We start from the raw sequence: 22,753 nt of genomic DNA, 5'->3' as shown, positions 1-22,753 counted from the left end.
GGAGTGGGCGGCAGGCCAAGGGAGGCGTTCATGACTACGGGAACCGGTGTCGTCACCGCCTTCGTCGAGGAAATCGATGCCAAGCAGGGGCGCGTCAAAGTCAGGTACAAGAGCATCGAGGACAACCTGAAGTCGCCGTGGGCGTATATCGCCGCGCCGATGTCGGGCAAGGGGCGCGGCGCGCTGTTCATGCCGGAGAAGGGCGACGAGGTGCTCGTCTGCTTCGGCGAAGGAAGATTCGGCTTCCCGTACATCGTCGGCTTCCTGTGGAACGGCGAACACGTGTCCCCGGAGACCGAAGCGCACATGCGCGTCATCGTCACGCCCGGCGGGCACCAGCTGCGCTTCGAGGACAAGAAGGACGACACGCGGGTCATCCTGAAATCGAACGGCAAGCATTCGCTGACATTCGAGGACAGGGCGAGCGGGCCGCAGGTGATGATCAAGAGCAACGGCGGGCGCGAAGTGCTGCTCGACGACATGCAGGGACTCGGCAAGGTGCGCATCAAGTCGGGCAGCAACGAAGTCCTCATGGACGACAACCCGGCGGCGACGAAGGTCGAGCTCAGGGCCGGCTCCGGCGTGGGGGTGACGATCACGATGAACGCGACGCCGCAGCCGTCGCTGTCGATTTCCGTCGGCGCCGGCAACACGATCGACGTCAGCGCCGCGGGCGTCACGGTGAACGCCGCCGGCGCGCTGTCGATAACGACCGCGGGCGCGGCCAACGTGACGGTCGGCGCCGCGGCGAACATCACCGTCGGCGGGGCGGCCACGATCACCGCGGGCGGCGCGGTGGCGCTCACCGCGGGCGGTGCGGCAAGCATCACTGCGACCGCCTTGTCGGTCACCAGCGGCGTCGCGACGTTCTCCGGCGTCGTGCAGGCCTCCGCCGTCGTCACCGGCGCGGTCGTCAGCCCGCTGTACACGCCGGGACTCGGCAACCTGATCTAGGGGCGACGCAATGTTCCCGCTCTCGATCCCCGTGCCGCAATTACCGCTCGATCCGCCCGACGCGCCGCCGACGATCGAGAGGGTCGTCAACGTGTGCCTTGCGCCGCTCGCCTTCGCCGACGGCACCGCGCTCGCCGGCGACGCGATCGACAGGATCGGCGTGCATCTGTACCGCGCCGCCGCCGGCGCGGACGAGATCTGGAACGACGCCGAGCAACGCTGGGGGCCGGCGCCGCTCGACCTCGACGCGCTCGCGCCGCTGCCGCCGCTGCCGCTGGTGTTCAAGGCCGGCGCGGCGCTGCCATGGCAGGGCATCCTCGTCGCGGCAGGAGCGAAGGACAGGAACGGCGCGCCGAAGATCGCCAAGGCGACCGGCGGCAATCCGCGTTACCGGCTGCGCGCGTTCGTCGAGGCGCACCGCGATGGCGGCGTTTATCGGGGCCTGAGCGACCCCTCCGCCGACCTCGTCTTCGCCAGCCTCGCCGACACCCAACGCTTCGCCGTGAGCCTGGACACCGGCGACGCGCAGACCTGCGAGCGCGCGCGCCTGCTGCTCAAGGATTCCGCGCTCGCGGCAGCGGGCTTCGTCGAGATCCGTGCCAACAGCGGCCGCGAGGTCGAGATCGCGAGTTGCGCGCCCGACGGCGCGGTGCGCGCGCGCATCGTGCTGCTCGACAACGGCGACATCCGGCTGCAGCCAGCCCCCGGGCGCAGCATCGTGCTCGCCGGCCCGCTCGATGCCGAAATCATCCGCTACCAGCCGCAGGGCGGCGGGCCGAAACAGGAGCTGTGATGGACGGCGAACGCAGCACGAATCGCGAATTCCTCGGCGTCGGCTGGCGCTTCCCGCTGCAGGTGACGCCAAGCGGCCGGATCGCGCAGGCGCGCTACGAGCAGCGCATCGAGGAAGCCATCGTCATCGTCCTGTCCACGGTTCCGGGCGAGCTGCCGATGTTGCCGGAATTCGGCTGCGGCATCCACAACACGCTGTTCGCGCCCAACGACTCGCGCACGGTGGCGCTCGTCGTGCATGACGTGCGCCAGGCACTGACGCGCTACGAGCCGCGCATCGACGTGCTCGACGTGCATGCCGAAACCACCCTCGACGCGCCGAACTTGCTGCTCATCCGCATCAACTACCGCGTGCGCGAGACGAACTCGATCGGCAACCTGGTCTATCCGTTCTACATCCGGGAGTCGAGATAAATGCCGCTGAAGGACGCCCTGCCCGTCATCGACGACCGCCGCTACAGCGACATCGTCGCGGAGATCCGCTCGCGCATCGCGCGCTACACGCCGGAGTGGAAGCCCGAGTGGAACGACGTCAACGACAACGACCCGGGCATGATCCTCGCGCACGTCTTCGCCTGGCTGTCGGAGATGCTGCTCTTTCGCATGGCACGCGTGCCGCAGCTCAACTATGTGAAGTTCCTCGAGCTGATCGGTATCGAGCTGATGCCGGCGCTGCCGGCGCGCGCGGACGTCAGCTTCGCCGTCGACGAGGCGTGGCCGCTGCCGACCGTCATCGTGCCGGCGCGCACGCAGGTCAGTGCGCCGTCCGACGAGGGTCCGCCGATCGTGTTCGAGACCGAGCGGCCGCTGACCGCGGTCGCATGCAGGCTGCTCGCCGTGCAGGCGTACGACGGCGCCGTCTACCACGACGTCAGCGCGGCGAACTCCAGCGTCTCGCCAACGCCGCTCCGGCCGAACCCGACCGGCTTCGCGCCGTTCGGCGACGCGCCGCGCGACGATGCGGCGCTCGTCCTCGGCTTCGGGTTCCCGCCGACCTACCCCACGCCGGATCAGTTTCCGACGCTCAGCCTCGACCTCGCTTTCTGGGCCTTCGAGCAGCCGACGCAATCCCTGACCGTACAATGCGCACGGCCGACGCGTGCGTTCGCCGCGGCGAAGCTCGAGTGGGAAGGCTGGGACGGCGCCGAATGGGTGCGCGTCGATGCGCTCAACGACGAGACGCTCGCCTTCACGCGCACCGGCCACATCATGCTGCGCATCGACAGCAAGCTCAATCTGGCGCGAAGTTTCCTCGGCGAGTACGACGCCATCGACCCCGTCACCAAGCAGCCGCGCGAGCCGCTGTTCTGGCTGCGTGCGCGCCTGTCCCGCAACCAGTACGAACGCGCGCCGCGTCTCGCCGCCGTGCGCACGAACACGGTGCCGGCGCTGCAGGCGCAGACGGTGCAGCGCGAGATCCTCGGCGGCACGACGGGCGCGCGCAACCAGACTTTCCAGCTTGAAAACACGCCGATCGTGCACGGCAGCCTCGTCATCGAGATCGACGAAGGCATCGCCGACGACGCGGCCGCGGCGCCCGGCGCCTCTGCACGCCGCTGGGCGATCGCCGAGGACCTGTTCGGCGCCGGCCCGACCGACGAAGTGCTGGCGGTGAATTGGACCAGCGGCGAGGTGCGCGCCGGCGACGGCGAGCACGGCCAGATTCCGGTCGCCAACGCCGACAACCCGGATACCAACGTCGTCGCCGTCGAATACCGCTTTGGCGGCGGCAAGCGCGGCAACGTCGCCGCCGGCACGATCGCGACGCTCTTGTCGCCGATCGACGGCCTCGACGGCGGAAAGACCACGAACGTCTTCGCCGCCTACGGCGGGCGCGAGGAGGAGCGCTTCGAGGAGGCGCAGGTGCGCGCACGTCGCGCCCTGCGCGCGCGAGAACGCGCCGTGAGCGTCGACGACTTCGAGCTGCTCGCGCAGCAGGCCGGCAACGTCAAGCGCGCCAAGGCGTTGCCTCTTACGCATCCGCGCTTTCCCGGCGTCGCCGTTCCCGGCGCGGTGACGGTGATCGTCGTCCCCGACGCAGCGGGGCCGAATCCGCTGCCGAGCGACGGACTGCTGCGCACCGTCTGCGCGTACCTCGATGCGCGGCGGCTGTTGACGACGGAACTGTTCGTCGTCGCGCCGCGCTATGTCGCGGTCGAAATCGACGCCCAGGTGGTCGTCGAGGACAACGCCGATCCGGCCGTCGTGAAGCAGAACGTCGAGAAGGCGCTGGCGACGTATCTGCATCCGTTGCTCGGCGGCGACGACGGGTCGGGGTGGCCTTTCGGCGGCGCGTTGCGCTATTCGAAGATCGTGCAGCAGGTGTTTGCCGTCGTCGGCGTCGACAGCGTGCCGCGGCTGGTGCTGACGGTCGAGGGGGACGAGCAACCGGAGTGCCGCGACGTGGCGATCTCGCCTTTCGCGCCGAATGCGCTGGTGAGAGTCGCGGCGTTGCGAGTGGAGGTGCTGACGGCGTTCGAGTTCGAAGGAGCGGGCGGATGAGCACCGACGTCTCGCGCCTGCCCCCCGTGCCGGCCCCGCCGCACGACCCCTACTCCCTGCTCCTCGCCGGCCGGCTCGGCCCGCGCCCTGCGATCGGCTGGCGTCTGCGCCGAGCGGAGCGCGTCGACATCGACGGCGGCACGCGCGCCCTCGTCCTCGCTCCCGCTCCCGCCACTGCGCGCTGGCTGAGCGAACCCGACGGCAGCTTCGGCGGGCTCAAGCCGCCACCGAATGTCGTGCAGACACCGAGCGGCGACATCCTTCTGCTCGAACCGACGACCGGCGCGCTCACGCGCTTTGACCCGTGCTGCTGCCGTTTCAAGCCGCTGCCGTGCACGACGCAGACCGCCGCCGACCCCACCGGCTGCCTCGACCGCGGCGCGGCGGGCATCACCGCGGCGCTGCCGGTCCCGCTCACCCGCCTGCTCGATGCGCAGGCGATCGCCGTGTGCGCGGGCGAACTGTTCATCGCCGACCGCGGACATGGCCGCGTCGTCCGCGTCAGCCTCGCGGGCCTCGTCCCGCGCGGCGCGCTGCGCCTGCCGCCGAGCCAGCAGGCGGCGCTGCCCAGCCCGCCGTGGCACCCGACCGGCCTCGCCGTCGACGGCCATGGCATTCTTTACGTATCCGATCCCCGGAACGGCCGCATCGACCGCTTCGGTCCGCGCGGCCAGTGGCTCGGCGCCGTGAAGGCGGGCCTCGGCGTCACGCATCTCGCGGTCGACTGCCGCGACCGGCTCCACGCGGTCGTGTTCGAGACGAAGTTCGTCGCGACGGCGGTCGGTGCAACGCGCGTCGCGCTGCAGGTCGATGCGCTCTCGGCAGGCTTCCACTGGCACACGCTGAAGCTCGGCGCGCCGCTCCCCGCTGCGCGCTTCTCGATCGCGATCGATGCCGGCGACGAGCCCTGGACGCTCGTCGAACTCAACGATGCCGCGAATCCGCGCTGGACGCCGTGGCTCGCGGGTACCGACCTGCCGCGGCTGGTCGATCCGCTGCCGTTCTCGGGCGTCGTCGGCCGCTACCTGCGCCTGAGGCTCGCGCCCGAGCCCGGCCATGCGGCGACCCCGGCGTTCGACGTGATCGCCGCCGGCGCGCGCGTGGTCCGCATCGCCGGCGACAGCGTGGAGATCGTTCCGGGAGCGCGCGCCGACCTCGTCGAAGGTTTCCCGCCGAGCCCGATCCACGTCGATGCGCGCGGTCACCTGCACCTGTGCGGTGTCTGCGGCCCCGACGTCTTCGATCGCTACGGACGCCCTGTGCCGCCCGAGGAGCGCCTGAACGGCGAGCGCCACGAGCGCACCGGCCATTACTTTTCGCACGCTCTCGACGCCGGCATCGACGGCTGCCAATGGCATCGCATCGAGCTCTCGGGCGCCCTTCCCGCCGGCGCCTCGATCGAGGTGCGCACGACGACTGCGGCAATCGAACTGTCGCCGGCGGAGGTCGATTCGCTGGCCGAATCCGCGTGGGCGACCCGCCTCGTCTCGACGTCGATGACGCCGCCCGACAAGGCGATTCCGTCGGCCTGCACGTGGGACTGCCTGATCACGAGCCCGCCTGGCCGCTTCCTGTGGATCGACCTCAAGCTCGCCGGCGACGGCCGCGTCACGCCGTGCATCGGCTCCGCGCTGGTCGAGTACCCGCGCATCACCCTGCGCCGTTACCTGCCCGGCGTCTTCGGCTTCGACCCGGTCGGTGCCGACTTCACCGACCGGCTGACGGCGATCTTCGACGCGACGCTGCGCTCGATCGAAGGACGCGTCGACCGCGAGGCGATGCTGTTCGACCCGCTGTCGGCGCCCGCCGACGCGCTGCCCGGGCGGCTCGATTTCCTGTCGTGGATCGCCGACTGGATCGGCGTGACGCTGTCACGCGACTGGCCCCTCGAACGCCGTCGTCGTTTCGTCAAGCAGGCGGCGAAGCTCTACTGCCAGCGCGGCACGCCCGACGGTCTGCGCAGCCAGCTCCTGCTGCTGCTCGGCTTCGATCGCACCTACGCCGAGCACTGCCTCGCCGAGCGCCCGCAGACGCGCTGCCTGCCGCTGCCGAGAAACTGCGGCCCGTGCCCGCCGTGCACGCCGGCCGAGCCACCGCCGCTGATCCTCGAGCACTTCAAGCTGCGGCGCTGGCTCTATGCATGCCATGGCCGCCTCGGCGACGACTCCGTGCTGTGGGGGAAGCGCATCGTCGGCCGCTCGCAGCTCTCCGGCAGCGCGACCTCGCAAAACCCTGAGCGCGGCAACGCGCAGGTGGGCGTCACGCGCCTCGACAGCGTTCCCGACCCGCTGCGCGACCCCTTCCACGTCACCGCGCACAAGTTCAGCGTCTTCGTCCCCGCGCGCATCCGCGACTCGGCGAGCGAGAAGCGCGCGCTCGACGACCTGCTCGCGCGCGAAGCGCCGGCGCACACCGCGGTCGACGTGCGTTACGTCGAGCCGCGCTTTCGCGTCGGCGTGCAGGCGATGGTCGGGCTCGACGCGGTCATCGCGCGCACGCCCTGCGGCGTACGCCTCGACGAGGCACGGCTGCGCCAGGGCACCGTCCTGTCGAGTGCCCCGTCGGCGCCGGCCGGCAGCACGCGCCCACCCTCGCTCGAAGTCGGCCGCGCACGGGTCGGCACGTCGTCCCGGTTGGCATAGGAACTCTCAGAAGAGGACCCGACCATGGCTCACCACGAACACCAGCATTCGGAACCGGATAGCTGCCCGCAGTGCGAGTTCGAGCCGTTCGTGCGCAACCATTTCTTCACCGGGAAGATGATGGGCGCCGGCGAATTCGTCACCGAATCGCACTACCACGCCGAGAAGATGCGCCACCATAACGTGCGCCTGCACGGCTGGGGCGTTGTCTGCGGTCTCGCGGTACGCCAGCACCCGTCACCCGAATGCCGCAAACGCTACGTCGTCGTCGATCCCGGAACGGCCGTCGACTGCTGTGGCCGCGAAATCCTCCTGCCGCAACGCGAGATCGTCGACATCGCGCAGCACCCCGCGGTGCAGAAGATTGCCCACGACGGCCAGCTGCATACGTTGCAGCTGGCGATCTGTTATCGCGATTGCCCGACCGAGGAAGTGCCGGTGCTGTACGACGAGTGCGGGTGCGACGACACCCAGTGCGCGCCGAATCGCATCCTCGAGTCGTTCGCGTTCGACGTGCTGGTCGATCCGCCGGTGTCCGGCGAAATCGGCAACGCCGCGGCACTCGCCGCCTTCGTCGCCACCGATCTGCACGGCGCCGTAGGCGCCATCGGCGCGACGGCCGCCGGCAAAGTCGCGGTCATCGATCCGGGCAACGCCACCCGCGCCTTCGTGCTCGATCCCTTGCACCGGAGCATGATCAGCGTGACGCTGCCGGCCGCCGCCAAGGCGATGGCGCTTGCCCCGGACGGCGGGCGCTTTTTCGTCGTGACCGCGCCGCACGCCGGAACGGAATGCGAAGTCCATGTCTACGCCGTCGCAGACGGGGCGGAGGTGGCGACCGTCGTCGCCGGCGCGGTGCGCAAAATCCCGGGATCGACGGCAGCGAGCGTGGTGTTCGCCGCTTCGACGTCGGCGGCGGCAAGCGCCCTGCTCGTCCTCGAGCAGGGCAGTGGCAAGCTGTTCCGTTTCGCCGCCGATCCGACGCACGGCGTGACCGATGCCGACGACGGCGCGCCGATCGCCACGCCGGCCGGCAGCGGCACGCTCGCCGCGAACGGCGACGGCACGTTCGCCTACCTCGTCGATACGACCGGAAAAGTGCAGGTCGTCAATCTGACGACGCCCGGCGTCGTCCCGCTCGGCGGGTTGCCGGCAAGCGCCAAACCTGTCGCACTGGTGCCGTTCGTGCTCGGCCTGACGCCGATGATCGGCATCGCCAGCGGCAGCGAAAAGCGCGTCCATGTCATCGCCGTGGCCGCCGGCACCCTCGAAGCCACGATCGACGTCGCACACACGCCGCGCTTCCTCGCCGCCACCGGCACCGCCGCAGCGCCCTGGCTCACGGTCTATGAGGAGGACACCGGCCACGCCTGGGTGCAGTCGATTGACCTCGCACCGCTGTCGACCGGCAACGCGCCGCTGGTTGCGGCGCCGCGCGCACTCAGGCCCGGCGTTCGCCACATCGTGCTGATCCTCGCCAACGGGCAACTCGCCTCGCTCGACGTCACCGCGCTCGCCGACAGCGACTGCGCGGATCACCTCGTGCACCAGATCGACGGCTGCGCGGGCTGCGACATTGCCGATTGCGTCGTCCTCGCGACCGTCGCCAACTACATCCCCGGCATGACGATGCTCGACCTGCCGGCGGCGGCCGACGACATCGCGCAGGGCATCGCACGCATCGACAACCGCGCCGGCCGCCGGCTGCTGGCGACGACGGCGACGCTGCAGGCGTGGCTGGAATGCCTGCAGATGAAGGGCGGCGTACCCGGCCCTCCCGGACCACCGGGACAGAACGGCGCAGACGGCCAGGACGGCGCAGACGGCCAGGATGGGCAGGATGGCAGTCCGGGCGTCCTCGACGTCGTGCTGGAGGTCGGCGACTGCTCGACCCCGCCTGCGCTGACGCTCGCCAACCAGGTGCTGACGCTGACGCTGCCCCGGTGCTGCGACGGCGACCTGGTGCATGTGTGCCGCATCAACTGGAAACACGCCGACGTCGTCGCCGAGCAGGACATCGCGTTCATCGAGATCGCCTTCGACGGCGACCTCGAACCGGCCGACCTGAAGCAGAAAATGCTCGAGCAGGCTTTCATCGTCGAGACGATCCACGGCGACCCCGACGAGCGCGAGCGGCAGCTCGACTGCTGGTGCCAGCTGCGGGGCAAGTACGAGCGGCTGCGCCTCGACAAGCCCTGCGAAGAGGGGGGCGAAATCGTCAACGGCGTGCCCAACGCGCTGCGCTTCCACCCCGAGCCGCCGCTCGTGCCCGGCAACACCTACCGCGTGCGCCTGCACGGCGACCTCGTCCGCGACGCCAAGGGGCAGCGCGCCATCGACGCCAACCACCTGCCGCCATGGGTGTCCGGCGGCCGCAGGAGCGGCGACTGCATCGAGGGCGGCACCTTCCTCAGCTGGTTCGCGGTCGCCAGGCGCGGCTAGTTCCCATTTTCGCCCGGAGATTCCGTCATGTCGCACGACTTCATGTACGACGCCACGCAACGCCTCGACACGGTCAACCCGTGGGCGCCGGCACGCCAGCGGCCCGACCCCTGCGCGGAGGACTGCACGCCGCGGTGTCCGGCATGCGGCGGACTCAAGTGCCTGTGCCGCCCGCGTTTCTTTCCCGGACAGCTGCTGACGGACGACGACCTCAATCGGCTCGAGCAGTACGTCATCGACAAGAACCGCCTGCACAACCGCTACCTGCATGGGTGGGGCGTGGCCTGCGGCCTCGAAGTCGGCTGCGACCCCTGCGCGCCCGGGCACGTCATCGTCCGCACCGGTTACGCGGTCTCGCCATGCGGCGACGACATCGTCGTCTGCGCGGACCAGTCGGTCGACCTCTGCGCGCTGATCAACACGTGTGCGCCGCGCCAGCCGGTGTGCGACCCGCCGTACGACACGCCGCCGCAGGACTGCAGCGGCAAGGCGCGCGACTGGGTGCTGGCGATCTGCTACGACGAGCGGCCGGTGCGCGGCATGACCGCGCAACTCGGGATGGGCGACACCCCTTGCGGCACGCGCTGCGCTTGCGGCGGTTCGACGAGCTGCGGCTGCGCCAGCTGCAGCGGCGCAGCGCCGGGCAGGAGCGGCGACTGCAGCTGCGGCCTGAATGGGGAGACGGCCCCGCCGCGGCGCAAAGACTACGCGCCGCAATGCGAACCGACGCAGGTCTGCGAAGGCTACCGCTTCGTCGCCTACCCGGCGCCGAAGCCGGCGAAGCTTCCGGACCCGGCCGGCGAGCGTTCCGGCGACCTGATCTGGGCGTGGCTGTACGCGAACCGCGCGCGCTTCGGCCCGCTGCTCGAACGGCTGCTGTGCTGCGTCACGCGTGCGATGGAGCTGCGCGCGGCGATCCGCGAAGGCAAGGCGCTCGACGTCACCGCCTCGCTGTCGGTCTATACCGACTACGCAGCCGCGCTGCAGGAGTTTGCCGCCGACTTTTCCCTGCACCGCTGCGCCTTCGTTTCCCGCGTGCAGCGCCAGTACGACGACGCGCGCGAGTTCGTTCGCCGCGTCGGCGAACCTCGCGTTCTCACCAGGGACCAGGTACGCCAGCTCAAGGGCAACGTCGCCGCGCTCGACATGACCTGGCTCGACATCATCTCCGAGTGCTTCTGCTCGGCGCTGCTGCCGGCGTGCCCGCCGCCGTCGCCGGACAACTGTGTTCCGCTCGCGGTCGTCACCGTCGGCGGCGACACCTGCCGCGTGGTCGAGATCTGCAATTGGGAAGCACGCAAGATCCTCGTCACGTGGCGCACGATCATGTACTGGCTGTCGTGGCTGCCGTGGGGGCTGCTGCGCAAGTGGATTTCCGACCTGTGCTGCGGCGACGAGCGCGAGCGAAGCGTCTACCGGCTGCTGATGCTGATGATCGGCGTCGCCTTTTCGGGCCAGCAGGGCGGGGCCGCGAGCACGCCGGGAATCGCCAGGGCGGCGGCGAGGCGCCCGCCGACGACCCCGTCCCCGGAAACGGGCGGGGACCCGCTCGCCGACGCGCTCGCCGCCGACCACCTGCTGAGCTTCATGCTCAAGGACTATGAAGCGCTGCGCAGCGAAGGCGCCGCGTCGAAGCACCACCCGCTGTGGGCGGCGCTGCTCGCGCGCGCTTCCGACGCCTCCGCGCTGGCCCCGCTGGCCGCAGCAGGGCCGGCCGCGGACGTCAACGACATCTCGCGCAAGGTCGCCGACCTCGAGCGCCTCGTCGCCGCGCAGCAGAAGCAGATCGACAAGCTGAACAAGCGGCAGTAGGAGAGGCACATGCGACCGATCCGTGCTCGTCGTTCCGCGAACGAAGGTCATCCCGGCGCAGCGCCGGGGGGCGCCTGGGCACGCACGACGCGGAAAGTGCCACGCCTGCCTCGCCTGTCGCATTCCCCCCGAGCCACTCGCTAGGAGCACGCCATGGGCGCCCAGGACCAACGACCGCGCTTCTTCGAAGGCCAATATCTCAGCGCCGACGACCTGACGGCGATCGTCGATGCGCAGCGCATCGGCGACGCGCGGCACGTGCTGGGCGCGCACACCTGGGGAATCGCCGTCGGTCTGACCTTGAGCGAGCGCGCCGCGCCCGGCGCGCCGAACCGTGTCGACGTGACGCTGCTGCCCGGCTTCGGCTGGGACGGCTTCGGACGGCCGCTCGCCGTAGCGCGGCCGACGCGACTGCCGGAAACGCTCTTCGCCCAGATCCCGTTCAGTCCGGCGCTCGACGATCCGAACACCGGCACCGGGCGACTCGTGCCGGTGTGGATCGCTTACGACGAGATCGCGACCGGCAACCCGCAGCCCGGTTTCGAGACCTGCGCGACCGACGACCAGACGGCGCGCATCGGCGAGAGCTTCCGCTTCGTCGTCGGCCAGCAGCCGCCCGCCGCGCAGCGCTCGCCGGTGACGATCGGTACGGCCAGCGTGGATGCGCTCGACGCGCTGACGCAGTTCGACGCAGCGGCGCCCAAACTGTGGGACACCTCGGTGCCGCACCAGACTTTCCCTGCGGGCAAGCCGCCGCGCTGGCTCGTGCCGCTCGGTTTCGTGCGCTGGATTGCACGCGACAACGCGCTCGGCTACTTCGCCAAACGCGACCTCGTCGCGACCGACGAAGTGGACGGGCGCATCGCCGCGTTGCGCCGTTACGCCGGCGTCGTCGCCGAGCGCATCGAGGCGGCCGCCCGCGTGATCGTGCTGCACGCGCGTGGCGAGGACCCGACGGCGCTACACCGCTACGTGCGGCTGCTCGCGGACCCCGCCAAGGTGGCTGCATTGCAAGACGACCTGGTATGGGTCGAAGGCAACCTGCGCATCGGCGGCGACGCCAAGATCAACGGCGGCAAGCTGCACTTGCGCGACGGCGACGGCGAGGAGCGCAAGACGCCGCTGTATCTCGCCCGCTTCGGCGACGATCTCGGCGGCGACGGCAAGCGCGAGTTGCGCGTCGCCATCGGCGATACGAGCCAAACCGACAACAGGCTGTTCGTCGGGCCGGTCGAAGCGGGGGGGACGATCGCGCCCCGCCTCGTCGTCGTCAGCGGCGCCGCCGGCAACACCGCCGAGGGGCGCGTCGGCGTCAACACCGCTACGCCCGCCGCGGCGCTCGAAGTCAAGGGGGACTGGGCCGGAAACGAAGACGGCGCACTGCGCCTGTCGGGCGCGCAACCGACACTGCGCTTCGACGGGGGCGTCGGCGGCGAGACGTGGATCGCGCAGCTCACGAACTCGCCGGCGGGCTCGCTGCGCCTCGCGCACCGCACCGGACCCGGCACCTGGCGCGGCGTCGTCTTCGTCACGCCGAACCACCGCGTCGGCGTCGGCGCCGACGTGCCGCGCAATCCGCTCGCAGTGCGCGGCCAGACCTCTGCGTCGCCGGACTTCGACGAGCTGATCAGCCTCGAGGACGCCGGCGGCGCCAGCAAGTGGCACTTCAACCTGCACCGGGATCCGGCCGGCAAGGCGCTCAACGTCGCCGAAACCGGCGTCGCCGACGGTCGCCTCTATCTGCAGGCTGGCGGCAACGTGGGTATCGGCACGCTGCTGCCGGCAGCGAAGCTGCACGTGCAGGGCGACCGCGTGCGCGTCGAGAACGTCACCGGTGCACCCGGGTCGCGCGTGCTCGAGCTGCGCACCGACGGCAGCGCCGTCGACGTGCAGTCGACGACCAGCCACCTGTATCTGCGCAGCACGCACCCGGGCGGCCCCGCCGACCGCCACATCGTCATGAACCCTAGCCCCGGCGGGGAACCCGACGGTCTCGTCGGCATCGGCCTCGTGCCGCACGTGCAGAAGCTCGAAGTCAAGGGCAACATCCTCTTCGGCGCCGTGCCCAACCTCTTCGCCGTGGGCGCCAACGCGGCGACGCGCATGATCTTCGGCCGGATCGAGGCGGACGGCAGCTTCACCGGCAGCGGCTTCGTCGCGGTCAGGAACGGAGCAGGCTCCGGCAACTACTCGGTGAGCTTCGCGCCCCTCTTTTCCGGCGCGCCGATCGTCGTCGCCACGCCGATCGACTCGCTGAACGACGACAATGTCCTGACGCTGTCGGGGGTCACGTCTGCCGGCTTCGTCGTGCGTGTGCGCGACGTCGTCGGCGGTGGGGCACCGTCGCCCCAAGACACCGCGTTCAGCTTCATCGCGATCGGCACGTCGTGAAACCATGCCCGCCACCTGCACCATTGACCGCCTGCACCTTTCCGTCGTCGCCACGGCCGCGCCGGATCGCGCCGACGCGCTGCTCGCCCGCCTGCGCGACGTGGCGGGGCGGCGGCTCGCCGAGGCGATCGCGGTCGGCCTCGAGGGGGCCGACGACGACAGCCTCGTCTTCATCGAGCGTCTGAGCTTCGACTGCGCGCTGAACGCTGCGTGGGACGACGATCGGATGGCACACGTCTTCGCCCGCGACTTCATGCGCGCGCTGACCGTGCACGGCGACGGCGGGAGCGTACACCGCTTCGCCGACCGCGCCGAGTTCGTCGCCAGCTTCGTCATCGCGCTCGCCGATGGCGAGGCCGACCGGCGCTGGTGGTTCGACGAGTTCGAGGGGCTGCGCCTGTTGCCGCTGTCGTCGGCGCTACGCACGGTGCTCGGCGACGAAGGGGCGACCGGACGCGCGGCGCTCGCGCGCCTGACTGACGACGCCGCGCGCCGCGTGTTGCAGGCGCTGACTCCGGCCGATGGACAGCGGCTGCTGTCCGCGCTGACCGGCGACGGCCCCGCGCCCTCGCTCGCCGCGCTGCGCGAAGCGCTCGCCTCGCCGCTCGTCGAGCACTTCGCCGGCGCTCGGCATCGCCTGCTCGCGGCGCTGACGACGCTCGCGCGCAACGTTCCGGAAGCGGCCGGAGGCGCTGCCGTGAACGCTCTGCATGCGCTCGAAACGTTGCGAGCCAGTGCCCGCGCCGGCGCGCTGGCGTCGATCCTGGCAGCCGCTTCGTCGCCGCGCGTCGCGCTGCTGCGCTGCTGCGCGGCCGTCGGCATCGGTCCGGAGACAGCCGCGGCATGGAGCGATGCCGAAGTCGACGAACTGCTCGACGAGCTGAACAAGGCCCGGCAGGGCACGGTGAACGCCGCGGCCCCCGACGCCGTTCGCGAACGCAGCGCGTGGGGCGGCATCTGGCTGCTCTTCGCGCTGCTCGGGCGGCTCGGCTGGTGGCAGCGCTGGCACGCCCTCGAGCCCTGCGGCGCCGCACAAGGTCTCGTGCTCGCGGTCGCGGCGCGGGCGCTGCTGGGCGATGCGCATGCCCTCATCACCGAAGATCCGCTGCTGCGCCGCGCTCTCGGCCACGCCCCTCGACCGCCAACGGCGTCGCTGCGGCAGGTACTGGCGCTGCCGATCGTCCCGCTGCAATCGCGTACGTTCGCCACGACGATGCTCGGCGCCGGACGCCGCCGGCGCGTCGCGCTGATCGAGGCGGACCGCGGCAGCGTCGTCGGCCTCTACCGGCCCCCGCGCGCGGCCTCCGCGGTGGCTGCCGCACTGCCGGCCGGTGCCGTGCTCGTCTCGGCGAACGTGCCTTCGTCCGGAGCGCCGGACGACGTCGCCGCCGCGGTCGCCTGGTGGGACGCCCACGACCCGGTTTCGGCGCACGGCGAGCTCGACAACGTCCTCGCCGTCGTCGCGCTGAACCTGCTGCGCGAATTCGCCTCGCGCCTTCCGGGCTGCCGTGAATCGAGCCCGGCGTACCTGCGCAGCCAATGCCTGTCGATGAGCGCAAGCGTCGCGCTGGACAGCGCCGGCATCACGGTGCGCTTGGGGCGCGCCCCGCTCGACGTGCTGCTGACGCTCGTCGGCGTCAATCGCGGCACGATAGTGTTCCCGGACGGACGCGCGCTGCGGATCGAGGCCGAGCGGTGAAGGCGGCGCGATGCAGCGAGCGACAACCCTCACGATGACTCCGCCATGATCGCCGACTCCCTCGCCGCGCTCGCTCCCGAGCTCGCCCGCCTCGACACCCGCATCGCGCGCGCGATCGAGCGCCTGCGGGCGCGCTACGAGCTGTCGCTCGACGAATTCCGCGGCCTCTACATCAGCGACGAGCAGGTCGACGACCTGTTGCGCTCGGTAGCCTCCCACCCCGACGAGCCGGCCGACGCGATCGCGCAGCAACGCGCCGCGGCGCCGCTGTCGCCCTGGTCGCACGTCGCCGCGGCGCTCGCGCTGAGCGACGACGAGCGGGACCTGCTGCTCGTGTGCCTCGCGCCCGAGCTCGACGGCAAGTACGAAACCCTGTACGCCTATCTCAACAACGACGTGACGCGGCGGCTGCCGACCGCCGAACTCGCGGCGCGGCTCCTGGCCGCCGACGCGGCGCACGCCGTCGCGCTGAAAGGTCTGCTGGCGCCCGAGGCGCCGCTGCTCGCCTGCGGCGCCGTCGAAGTCGTCTCCGGCCAGCACGACCTCGCGCGCGCGCGGCGCGGACTGCGCGTCGCACCGGCGCTCGTAGGCTGGCTGCAGGGCCTGCCGTGGATCGACGAACGCCTGAGCGGCGTCGTCCGGGCGCGCGACTCCGACGCCGTCCGGGCGATCGAGCTGCCCGCAGCGCTGGCGCACGTGCCGCGCCTGCTCGACGACGGTATGCCCCTGCCGCTGCTCGTCGTCACCGCTCCCGGCGCCGGCGACGCGGCCCTGGCGGCGCAGGCCGTTTTCGCGCGTGCCGCCTGCCCGGCGCTCGTCCTCGACCTCGCCGCGCTCGCCGCCGCGCCGTCGCCCGCCGACGCCGTCGCGGCGGCCGGGTTGATGCAAAAAGTGCTCGGCGTCGCCATCGTCGCGTCGCCGCTCGACGCGCTGACGGACCCCGACGGCCGCAACGTCGAGACCGTCGCGGCCCCTTTGCGGCGGCTGGCGGCGCGATCGCCCACGCTGATGCTCGCGGCGTCCGAAGGAAGCCGCTGGCGCCCGCTCCTGGCCGAAACGCCCGCGCTCGAAATCCGGCTCCCCGAACCGGACGCGTCCGCCCGCCGCCGTCTGTGGCGCAGCGCCCTCGGCGCGCACGGCGACGCGGCCCCCGTCGACGCGCTCGCCGACCGCTTCGTCCTCGGTGCCGAGCGCATTCACGAGGCTGCCGCCACGGCGGCGCACGCTGCGTTGCTCACGGGCGAGCCGGCGGCGTCGCCGCGGCAACTGTTCGCCGCGGCGCGCGCCGCTTCGGGCGACGCCGGCGCCGGCACGACGAGCACGGTATCCACGCCGTTCGCCTGGGGCGACCTGATGGTGCCAAGCGACGTCCGCGCCCGCCTGCACGACCTCGTCAGCGCCATCGAGCTGCGCTGCCGCGTCCTCGACGACTGGGGCTTCGCCGCGCGCCTCGGCGCCGCCCGCGGCGTCAAGGCGCTGTTCGCCGGGCCGTCCGGCACCGGCAAGACGATGGCCGCGGGCATCATTGCGCGCACGCTCGAGCTCGAACTGCAGCGCATCGAGCTCGCGCAGGTCACGTCGAAATACATCGGCGAGACCGAGAAGAACCTCGACCGCGCGTTCGCCGCGGCGCGCCGCGCCAACGCCGTGCTGTTCATCGACGAGGCCGACGCGCTGCTCGGCAAGCGCTCCGAGGTCAAGGATGCGCACGACCGCTACGCCAACATCGAAACCGCCTACCTGCTGCAGAAGATGGAGGACCACGACGGCATCGTCATCCTCGCGACCAACCTCGCGAAGAACATCGACGAAGCCTTTTCGCGCCGCATGCAGTTCGTCGTCGAGTTCCCGATGCCCGACGCGGCGAGCCGCGAAGCGCTGTGGCGGCGCATGATCCCGCCGCAGGCGCCGCTCGCCGCCGACGTCGACTTCGCCTTCCTCGCCCGCCAGTTCGCGCTCGCCGGCGGCGACATCCGCAACATCGTCCTCGACGCGGCCTACCAGGCGGCGCGCGCCGCCGGCGCCATCGGCATGACCGACCTGCTGCGCGCGGTCGCTCGGCAGAACACCAAGCGCGGCCGGGTATCTACGGTCGCCGAGTTCCGCGAGTACTTCTCGCTGCTCGCCGAAACCGCGAGCGCCGATGGACGCGCCGATCGCCGTCCTGCCGGAGAACCGACCCGATGAAGGCGCGGGACTTCGAACCCGTCCCGGCCCGCCGCCGACCGGCGCGCACCGCGCGGCCGCACCCCGGCACGCACGGCGCCGCGCTGCCGGCTGCAGAAACGCCTCGGCCCGCCGGCAACCAAGACGTCCTCCACCAGCTCGGCATTCGCGCCCGGCTCACGGTCAGTGAGCCGGGCGACGCCGACGAGCGCGAGGCGGACCACCAGGCCGACGCGTTCGTCACCAGTCGCCCCCTCGCCCGCCCCTGCTCCGGCTGCGCGCCCGACAGTCCCACTCTGTCGCGGAAGGCCGACGACTCTCCCGCACCGCCCCCCGTCACGACGCGTGCGGTCGCCGGCGTGGCCGGCAGCCGCGGCGAGGTGATGGCGCCCGCCGTGCGGCGTCCCTTCGAGCGCTTCTTCGCCACCGACCTGGGCCACGTCCGCGTGCACGACAACCACGCCGCGGCGCATGCGGCCCGCGCACTCGGTGCCCGGGCCTTCACGCGCGGCGCCGACATCTATTTCGGCGTCGGCCGCTTCGCGCCCGCTTCGGAGGAGGGCCGCCACCTGCTCGCGCACGAACTCGCCCATACCCTCCAATCGGGTCCCGACCGTGTCCGCCGCCAGACCGAGCACTGCAAGGAGGCGCTGCCGGAAAGCCCGCCGGCGCCCACGTGCCGGCCCTCGCCCGGCGTCGCCGACGGCGGCGTCACCAAGCCCGTCGTGGAGGCCGTCGGACGCGGCGACGTCCACGCGGTGACCGGCAGGCTCGACACGCGCACGATTCCCGAGCTCAAGGCGATCCGCACCGCGGTCCATGACGAGAACAAGGTGCTCCTCGAACGCTGGCTGATTGCGCCGGTGCGGGCGGCGGCGTGGAAGAGCGCGGCCGCGACGGCGCTGCCGCTGCTCGGTCCGCTGGTGCCGGGCGCCGGCCTCGCGGCGCCGCTGCTCGCCGGCTCGCTGCGCACCAGCGGTCGCGCCGCGGCGGCCACCGCCAACAAGGGCCTGAGCCTGCTGTGGCCCGCGATCCCGCTGCTCGAGCGCCTCGCGTTGTACGACGAGGGCTACCGGGTCGTCGAGCAGGCGCAGATCGAGGTCATCTGCTCGACGCCGATGGCCGAGCGGCGCGAAGCGCTGTGCGACGTCGCGCGCCTCGACGCCGTCTACAAGAAGATGGAAGCGTCCGAGGAATACGAGGCGCGGCTCCTGATCAAGCCGGAGGATCGCTACGAGGCGGTCGACCAGTTCGTGCTGCGCGCGCAGGGCATCGTCAGCGACGACGAAGACCCGCTCTTCACCGCGCTGCTGCAGCTGTCGCCGGCCGACCGCAAGCGCCTGTGGAAAGCGCGCGAGCAGAAGCTGCGCGCGCTCGTCATGGACGACTTCTTCGCCGACCTGCGCCTGCAGCGGCTGCAGGAGCTGGTCCAAGGCGGCGAAGTGCAGGCGCTGATCGCTCGCCTGCAGCTCGCGACCGAACGGCGCAAGGACGACCCGGCCGGCGTGCAGGCGGTCGTCGACCGCGTCGTCGCGCTGTTCCGCGAGCGCCGCACGCTGCAGCTCAAGCTCAAGTCGCCCGGTCTGTCCGCCGACGAACGCAAGAAGGCCGAGGCGCGCATCGAGGAACTCAAGGAGCTCGACAAGCTGCTCGACTTCCAGCGCAGCGAGACCGGCGTGCTGCCGCCGAACACCTTCATGGCGATGCTCGCCGAGGCCCGCGGCGCCGAAGGCTTCGGTGCCGACGTCGCACGATTCGGCGAGTTCGTCGAGGCGAAGGACGCCGAGAAATTCGCCATCGACGCGGCCCGCCAGCGCATCCTCCTGTCCGCCGGAGACGCCGATGCGATCGCGCTGATCATCAAGACGTTGCATGCGCCGCCGGTCGATCTCGCACCCGGGACGGAAGCGCGCGAGCGCGAACACCGCCAGCACCTCGCGAACATCGCGTTCCGGCAGAAAGTGCTCGACAACGGTCCGGTGCAGGGAGTGATCGCCGGCCTGAAAGGCAGCGAGCAGAGGCGAGTGAAGGATGCGATCGCGGCCGACCGCTACGACGAAGTCTATGCGCAGGCGCATGCCGCCCTCAACGCCGCGCGCTGGGGCGAGTTCTTCCAGGTCGTCTTCAAGATCGCGCAGAACCCGGCGTGGAAGAAGAAGTTCGAAGAGGAAGCGACCCAGCACGTCGGCGCCGCGAGCGTGTTCGCACGCGCCGATGCCGCCGGCGAGCCCGGCAAGGTCATGCGCGAAATCCTCGCCGACCCGCGCCGGCTGCCGCTCGCCAAGATCCTCGCCTACAGCGGCAACGTCGAGCTGATCCGCGACGCGTTCGCCGACATCGGCGAGGAGCAGCGCGCGCAGCTGCAGCTCGGCTACTTCCTGACGAAGCAGCCGCCGGCCGGGGCCTTGACTAAAGCGCAGGACGACGCGCTGCAGGCCTACCGCAAGCTCGAAAGCGAAGTGCGCGCCTCGCAGACGACCGCCGGCATCTTCAGCCGCAGCGGTTTCACGGCCGTGCTCATCGCGGTGCTCGGCTCGGAGCCGACCGCCGCCGAACTGGCCAGCGACGAAGGGCGCTACCAGGCCGCGGCGATCATGTACGAGCAGCAGCTCGCGCGGCTCGCGCTCGGTCGCGGCGTCGTCCAGCACTTCACCGAAACCGACGAGACGATGGACGCTGCCGCGCGCGAGTTCGAGGCGCTATGGCTGCGCGTGCGCGACCGCAAGAAGCTGTCGATGATCGACTACTCGACGCTGGTCGCGCTGCATCAGCGCTTCGAGTCGCGCACGCAGGAGTTCGTCGATACCGGCAACATGATCGGCGAGATGGCCGGAATGGTGGCGGCCACGGTGGCCGGCATCGTCGTTGTCGCCGCCACCGGCGGCGCCGCGACGCCCGCGGTCATCGCCCTCGCCGCGGCGGCCGGCGCCGGCAGCCGCGTCGTCACGCGCGAGATGTTCGGCGGCGAATACTACAAGGCCCTCAGCGACGAAGGCGCCCGCGATGCGCTGCTCGGCGCGGTGGATGCGGCGCTGGCGGTCGTCGGCGGCCAGCTCGCGTCGCGCGGCACCGAGCTGCTGGGTTTTGGCGGCCGCGCGCTGACCAGCAACGCGGCCCGCCTGGCCGGCGAAGTCACCGAACAGGCGACGCAGAAATTCGCCCGTAAAGTGGCCGCGAGCGCCGTCGAGGGCGCGCTCGACGGCGCGTTCTCCGGCAGCATCAGCGAAGCGTTCGGCGCGATGACCGACGCCCGCACGTGGCGGCGCGGCATCGCCAACGGCCTGGCGCAGGTCGGTCAGGCGGCGCTCGTCGGCGGGCTCGCCGGCCTCGGCGGCGGCGCGGTCGCCGGCGCCGCGCTGGCCACGCTCGGGCACGGCACCTCGTGGCTGCGTAACGCCGTCGCGATGCAGGGGCTGGAAAGCACGCTCAGGCAGGCGGGGGTCGAGCCGACGCTGAAAGCCGCGCGCGAAGCGGCGCTGCGCGGCGACCTGAAGGCGATGAACGAACTCGTCGACAAGCTCGAAGCGCATCTGACGCAGGATCAGGCGCGCGTGCTGCGCGAACAGCTCTATGCCGATTTCCGCAGCGCCGCGCGCCACCCGCCCGGGACAGTGGTCGGCAAGGAGCGGGAAGCGGTCCTTGCGAAGACCGCCGGCAAGTCCGACGGCAAGACCTTGACCGCGGCGGAGCGACAGGCCGAGATCGACGTCGTCGCCGCCAGCCAGCCGCAGCCCAGCACCGTCGCCGGCTACGTCGACGAGGTCGATCTGGGCAATCAGCACGTCTGGCGCCGACGTCCCGACGGCACGTGGTGCCGGTTCAGCGTCAAGACCCTGTGCGGAACCACCATTCCGGGCGCCAAGCCGCCGAGTCCCGAGCAGCTGCAGAAACTGCAGAAGCTCGAGTCGGCGCAGGCGCGCGTCGCCGAAGCGCAGGAGAAAGTGGGCTTCATCCGGCAGGAATACGATCTCCTGCGCAAGCTGGAAACGCAGCAGCCGCCAATGCGCGTCGGTGCCCTCAGCCCGTCCGAGCGCGAAACGCTGGCGGCCGTCTTCGGCGAGCGCGACCCGGCCAGCCTGACGCTCGCCGACGTTCAGGCCGCGCGCGCCGATCGCGCGCGCGAGCTGGCGAAGACGACTCAGATCGAGATCCCGAACCTGCTCAAGGCGGCGGAAAAGGCGCGCCGCGAAACCGCGGAAGGCGTCTACAAGCAGCTGCGCGCCCGCTCGCCGGGAGACGTGCGCGATCAGATCATCGCCCGCGCCCGGAACGCCGAAGGCAAGACGATCGACGAGATCAGCCATGCGCCCCTCGCCACGTCGAACATGTGGGTCGATCACGTGGTCCCGCTGCGCGAAATGATCGACATGGACGGCTTCCTCCTGCTCCTCCCCGACGAGCAGCTCAAGCTCGCCAACGAACTCACCAATCTGAAAGCGATGAAGGCGGCGGCCAACCAATCGCGCAACGCCCGTCCGTTCGCCGCCTGGCCGCAAGGCCTCGAGCACTACACCAAGGAGCAACTGGCAGCGATGGCGCAGGCCGAGGCCAAACTGCGCGAGACGCTGCAGGCGAGGATCAACGAAATGCTGGCGCGGCGAGGGGTCAGCCGATGACGACGACCACGCTCTCGCGCACCATCGGCGGCCGCCACGTCGCGCTCGCCTGCGCGCCGTCCCGCCAGCCGCTCGCCGAAGACTTTCTCGCGATACTCACCCGCATCGCCCGCGACGACCCGCTGCACGCAGGCATGAAGGTCCGCTTCGGCTGGTCGATCCTGACCCTGCGCGACGACGGCGGCGCCCTCGTCGTCAGCGAGCCGGACTTCGCCGGCGATCCACTGCGCGACCAGCATCCAGGCGTCGACACGACGCTCGACGTGCTCGCGCAGCAGGCGGCGCTCGTGCGCCGCGTCGGCGCAACACCGCTGGACGCGGGCTTCGAGCAGTTCGTCGTCGTCGCCCGCGGGGCGCTCGAATCGCGCACGCTGCAGCTCTTCCGTTCGCCCCCCCAGCGCGATGACGACAGCGGCTGGACGATCTCGTCGCCGGAGCAGCCGGGATCCGCGCATGACGCGGACGCGTTCGACGCGCAGCGCGTCTTCACCCTCCTGCGCCAGCGGCCCGTCGTGTTGTCCGCACTCGCGCTGCCGCCCGGGTTCGCGGTGATCATCGACGGCGACGCGATCTCGGCGGTGTTCGATGCGGACGGACGCAAGCGGCTGTGACCGCCGAGGCGCCACGAGACCAGGATGACGCGCCTGTCCCGCTTCGCCCCGCTCCGTCGGCCTTCTCCCGCACCTCGTCCGGCGTTCTCTGCCCCACCGGCCCCCGAACGGCGGGGCGCCGACAAC

The 22,753-nt window shown here is 71.3% G+C and carries 12 protein-coding genes; all 12 read left to right on the top strand.

Features of this window, described 5'->3' with window-relative positions; all coding sequences use genetic code 11:
• Nucleotides 1-30: 30 nt before the first annotated feature.
• Entirely contained in the window at nt 31-954 is a 924-nt protein-coding gene (locus GO608_RS01215; protein WP_169199549.1) for a phage baseplate assembly protein V, read from the top strand.
• A 10-nt stretch (nt 955-964) separates the two neighbouring features.
• Nucleotides 965-1,747: a hypothetical protein gene (locus tag GO608_RS01210; protein ID WP_169199550.1), complete on the top strand. Its 783-nt coding sequence runs from the start codon at nt 965-967 to the stop codon at nt 1,745-1,747.
• Nucleotides 1,747-2,160 (top strand): GPW/gp25 family protein, encoded by a 414-nt coding sequence (locus GO608_RS01205; RefSeq protein WP_169199551.1) that lies wholly within the window; start codon nt 1,747-1,749, stop codon nt 2,158-2,160. The genes GO608_RS01210 and GO608_RS01205 overlap by 1 nt, the downstream gene beginning before the upstream one ends.
• A complete protein-coding gene (locus tag GO608_RS01200; RefSeq protein WP_169199552.1) occupies nt 2,161-4,248 on the top strand; it encodes a putative baseplate assembly protein in 2,088 nt (695 codons plus the stop codon).
• Nucleotides 4,245-6,890: a phage tail protein gene (locus GO608_RS01195; protein WP_169199553.1), complete on the top strand. Its 2,646-nt coding sequence runs from the start codon at nt 4,245-4,247 to the stop codon at nt 6,888-6,890. Before GO608_RS01200 ends, GO608_RS01195 begins: the two co-directional genes overlap by 4 nt.
• A 24-nt stretch (nt 6,891-6,914) precedes the next feature.
• Complete coding sequence (locus tag GO608_RS01190; RefSeq protein WP_211159491.1) at nt 6,915-9,332, top strand: YncE family protein; 2,418 nt, start codon at nt 6,915-6,917, stop codon at nt 9,330-9,332.
• Nucleotides 9,333-9,359: 27 nt separating this feature from the next.
• On the top strand, nt 9,360-11,144 hold the full coding sequence (locus GO608_RS01185; RefSeq protein ID WP_169199554.1) for a hypothetical protein: 1,785 nt from the start codon (nt 9,360-9,362) through the stop codon (nt 11,142-11,144).
• 153 nt (nt 11,145-11,297) lie between these two features.
• Complete coding sequence (locus GO608_RS01180) at nt 11,298-13,535, top strand: hypothetical protein (protein WP_169199555.1); 2,238 nt, start codon at nt 11,298-11,300, stop codon at nt 13,533-13,535.
• Between the two features lie 4 nt (nt 13,536-13,539).
• Nucleotides 13,540-15,234 carry a hypothetical protein gene (locus GO608_RS01175; RefSeq protein ID WP_169199556.1) on the top strand — a complete coding sequence of 565 codons (1,695 nt, stop codon included), beginning with the start codon at nt 13,540-13,542 and terminating at the stop codon, nt 15,232-15,234.
• Between the two features lie 45 nt (nt 15,235-15,279).
• Entirely contained in the window at nt 15,280-17,421 is a 2,142-nt protein-coding gene (locus GO608_RS01170) for an ATP-binding protein (RefSeq protein ID WP_169199557.1), read from the top strand.
• Nucleotides 17,418-22,016 (top strand): eCIS core domain-containing protein, encoded by a 4,599-nt coding sequence (locus GO608_RS01165; RefSeq protein ID WP_169199558.1) that lies wholly within the window; start codon nt 17,418-17,420, stop codon nt 22,014-22,016. The genes GO608_RS01170 and GO608_RS01165 overlap by 4 nt, the downstream gene beginning before the upstream one ends.
• On the top strand, nt 22,013-22,627 hold the full coding sequence (locus GO608_RS01160; protein WP_169199559.1) for an immunity protein Imm33 domain-containing protein: 615 nt from the start codon (nt 22,013-22,015) through the stop codon (nt 22,625-22,627). The genes GO608_RS01165 and GO608_RS01160 overlap by 4 nt, the downstream gene beginning before the upstream one ends.
• Nucleotides 22,628-22,753 lie beyond the last annotated feature (126 nt).

The sequence above is a fragment of the Aromatoleum buckelii genome (assembly GCF_012910785.2).
Lineage (GTDB): Bacteria > Pseudomonadota > Gammaproteobacteria > Burkholderiales > Rhodocyclaceae > Aromatoleum > Aromatoleum buckelii.
This window is presented reverse-complemented; position numbering and strand designations above follow the sequence as displayed.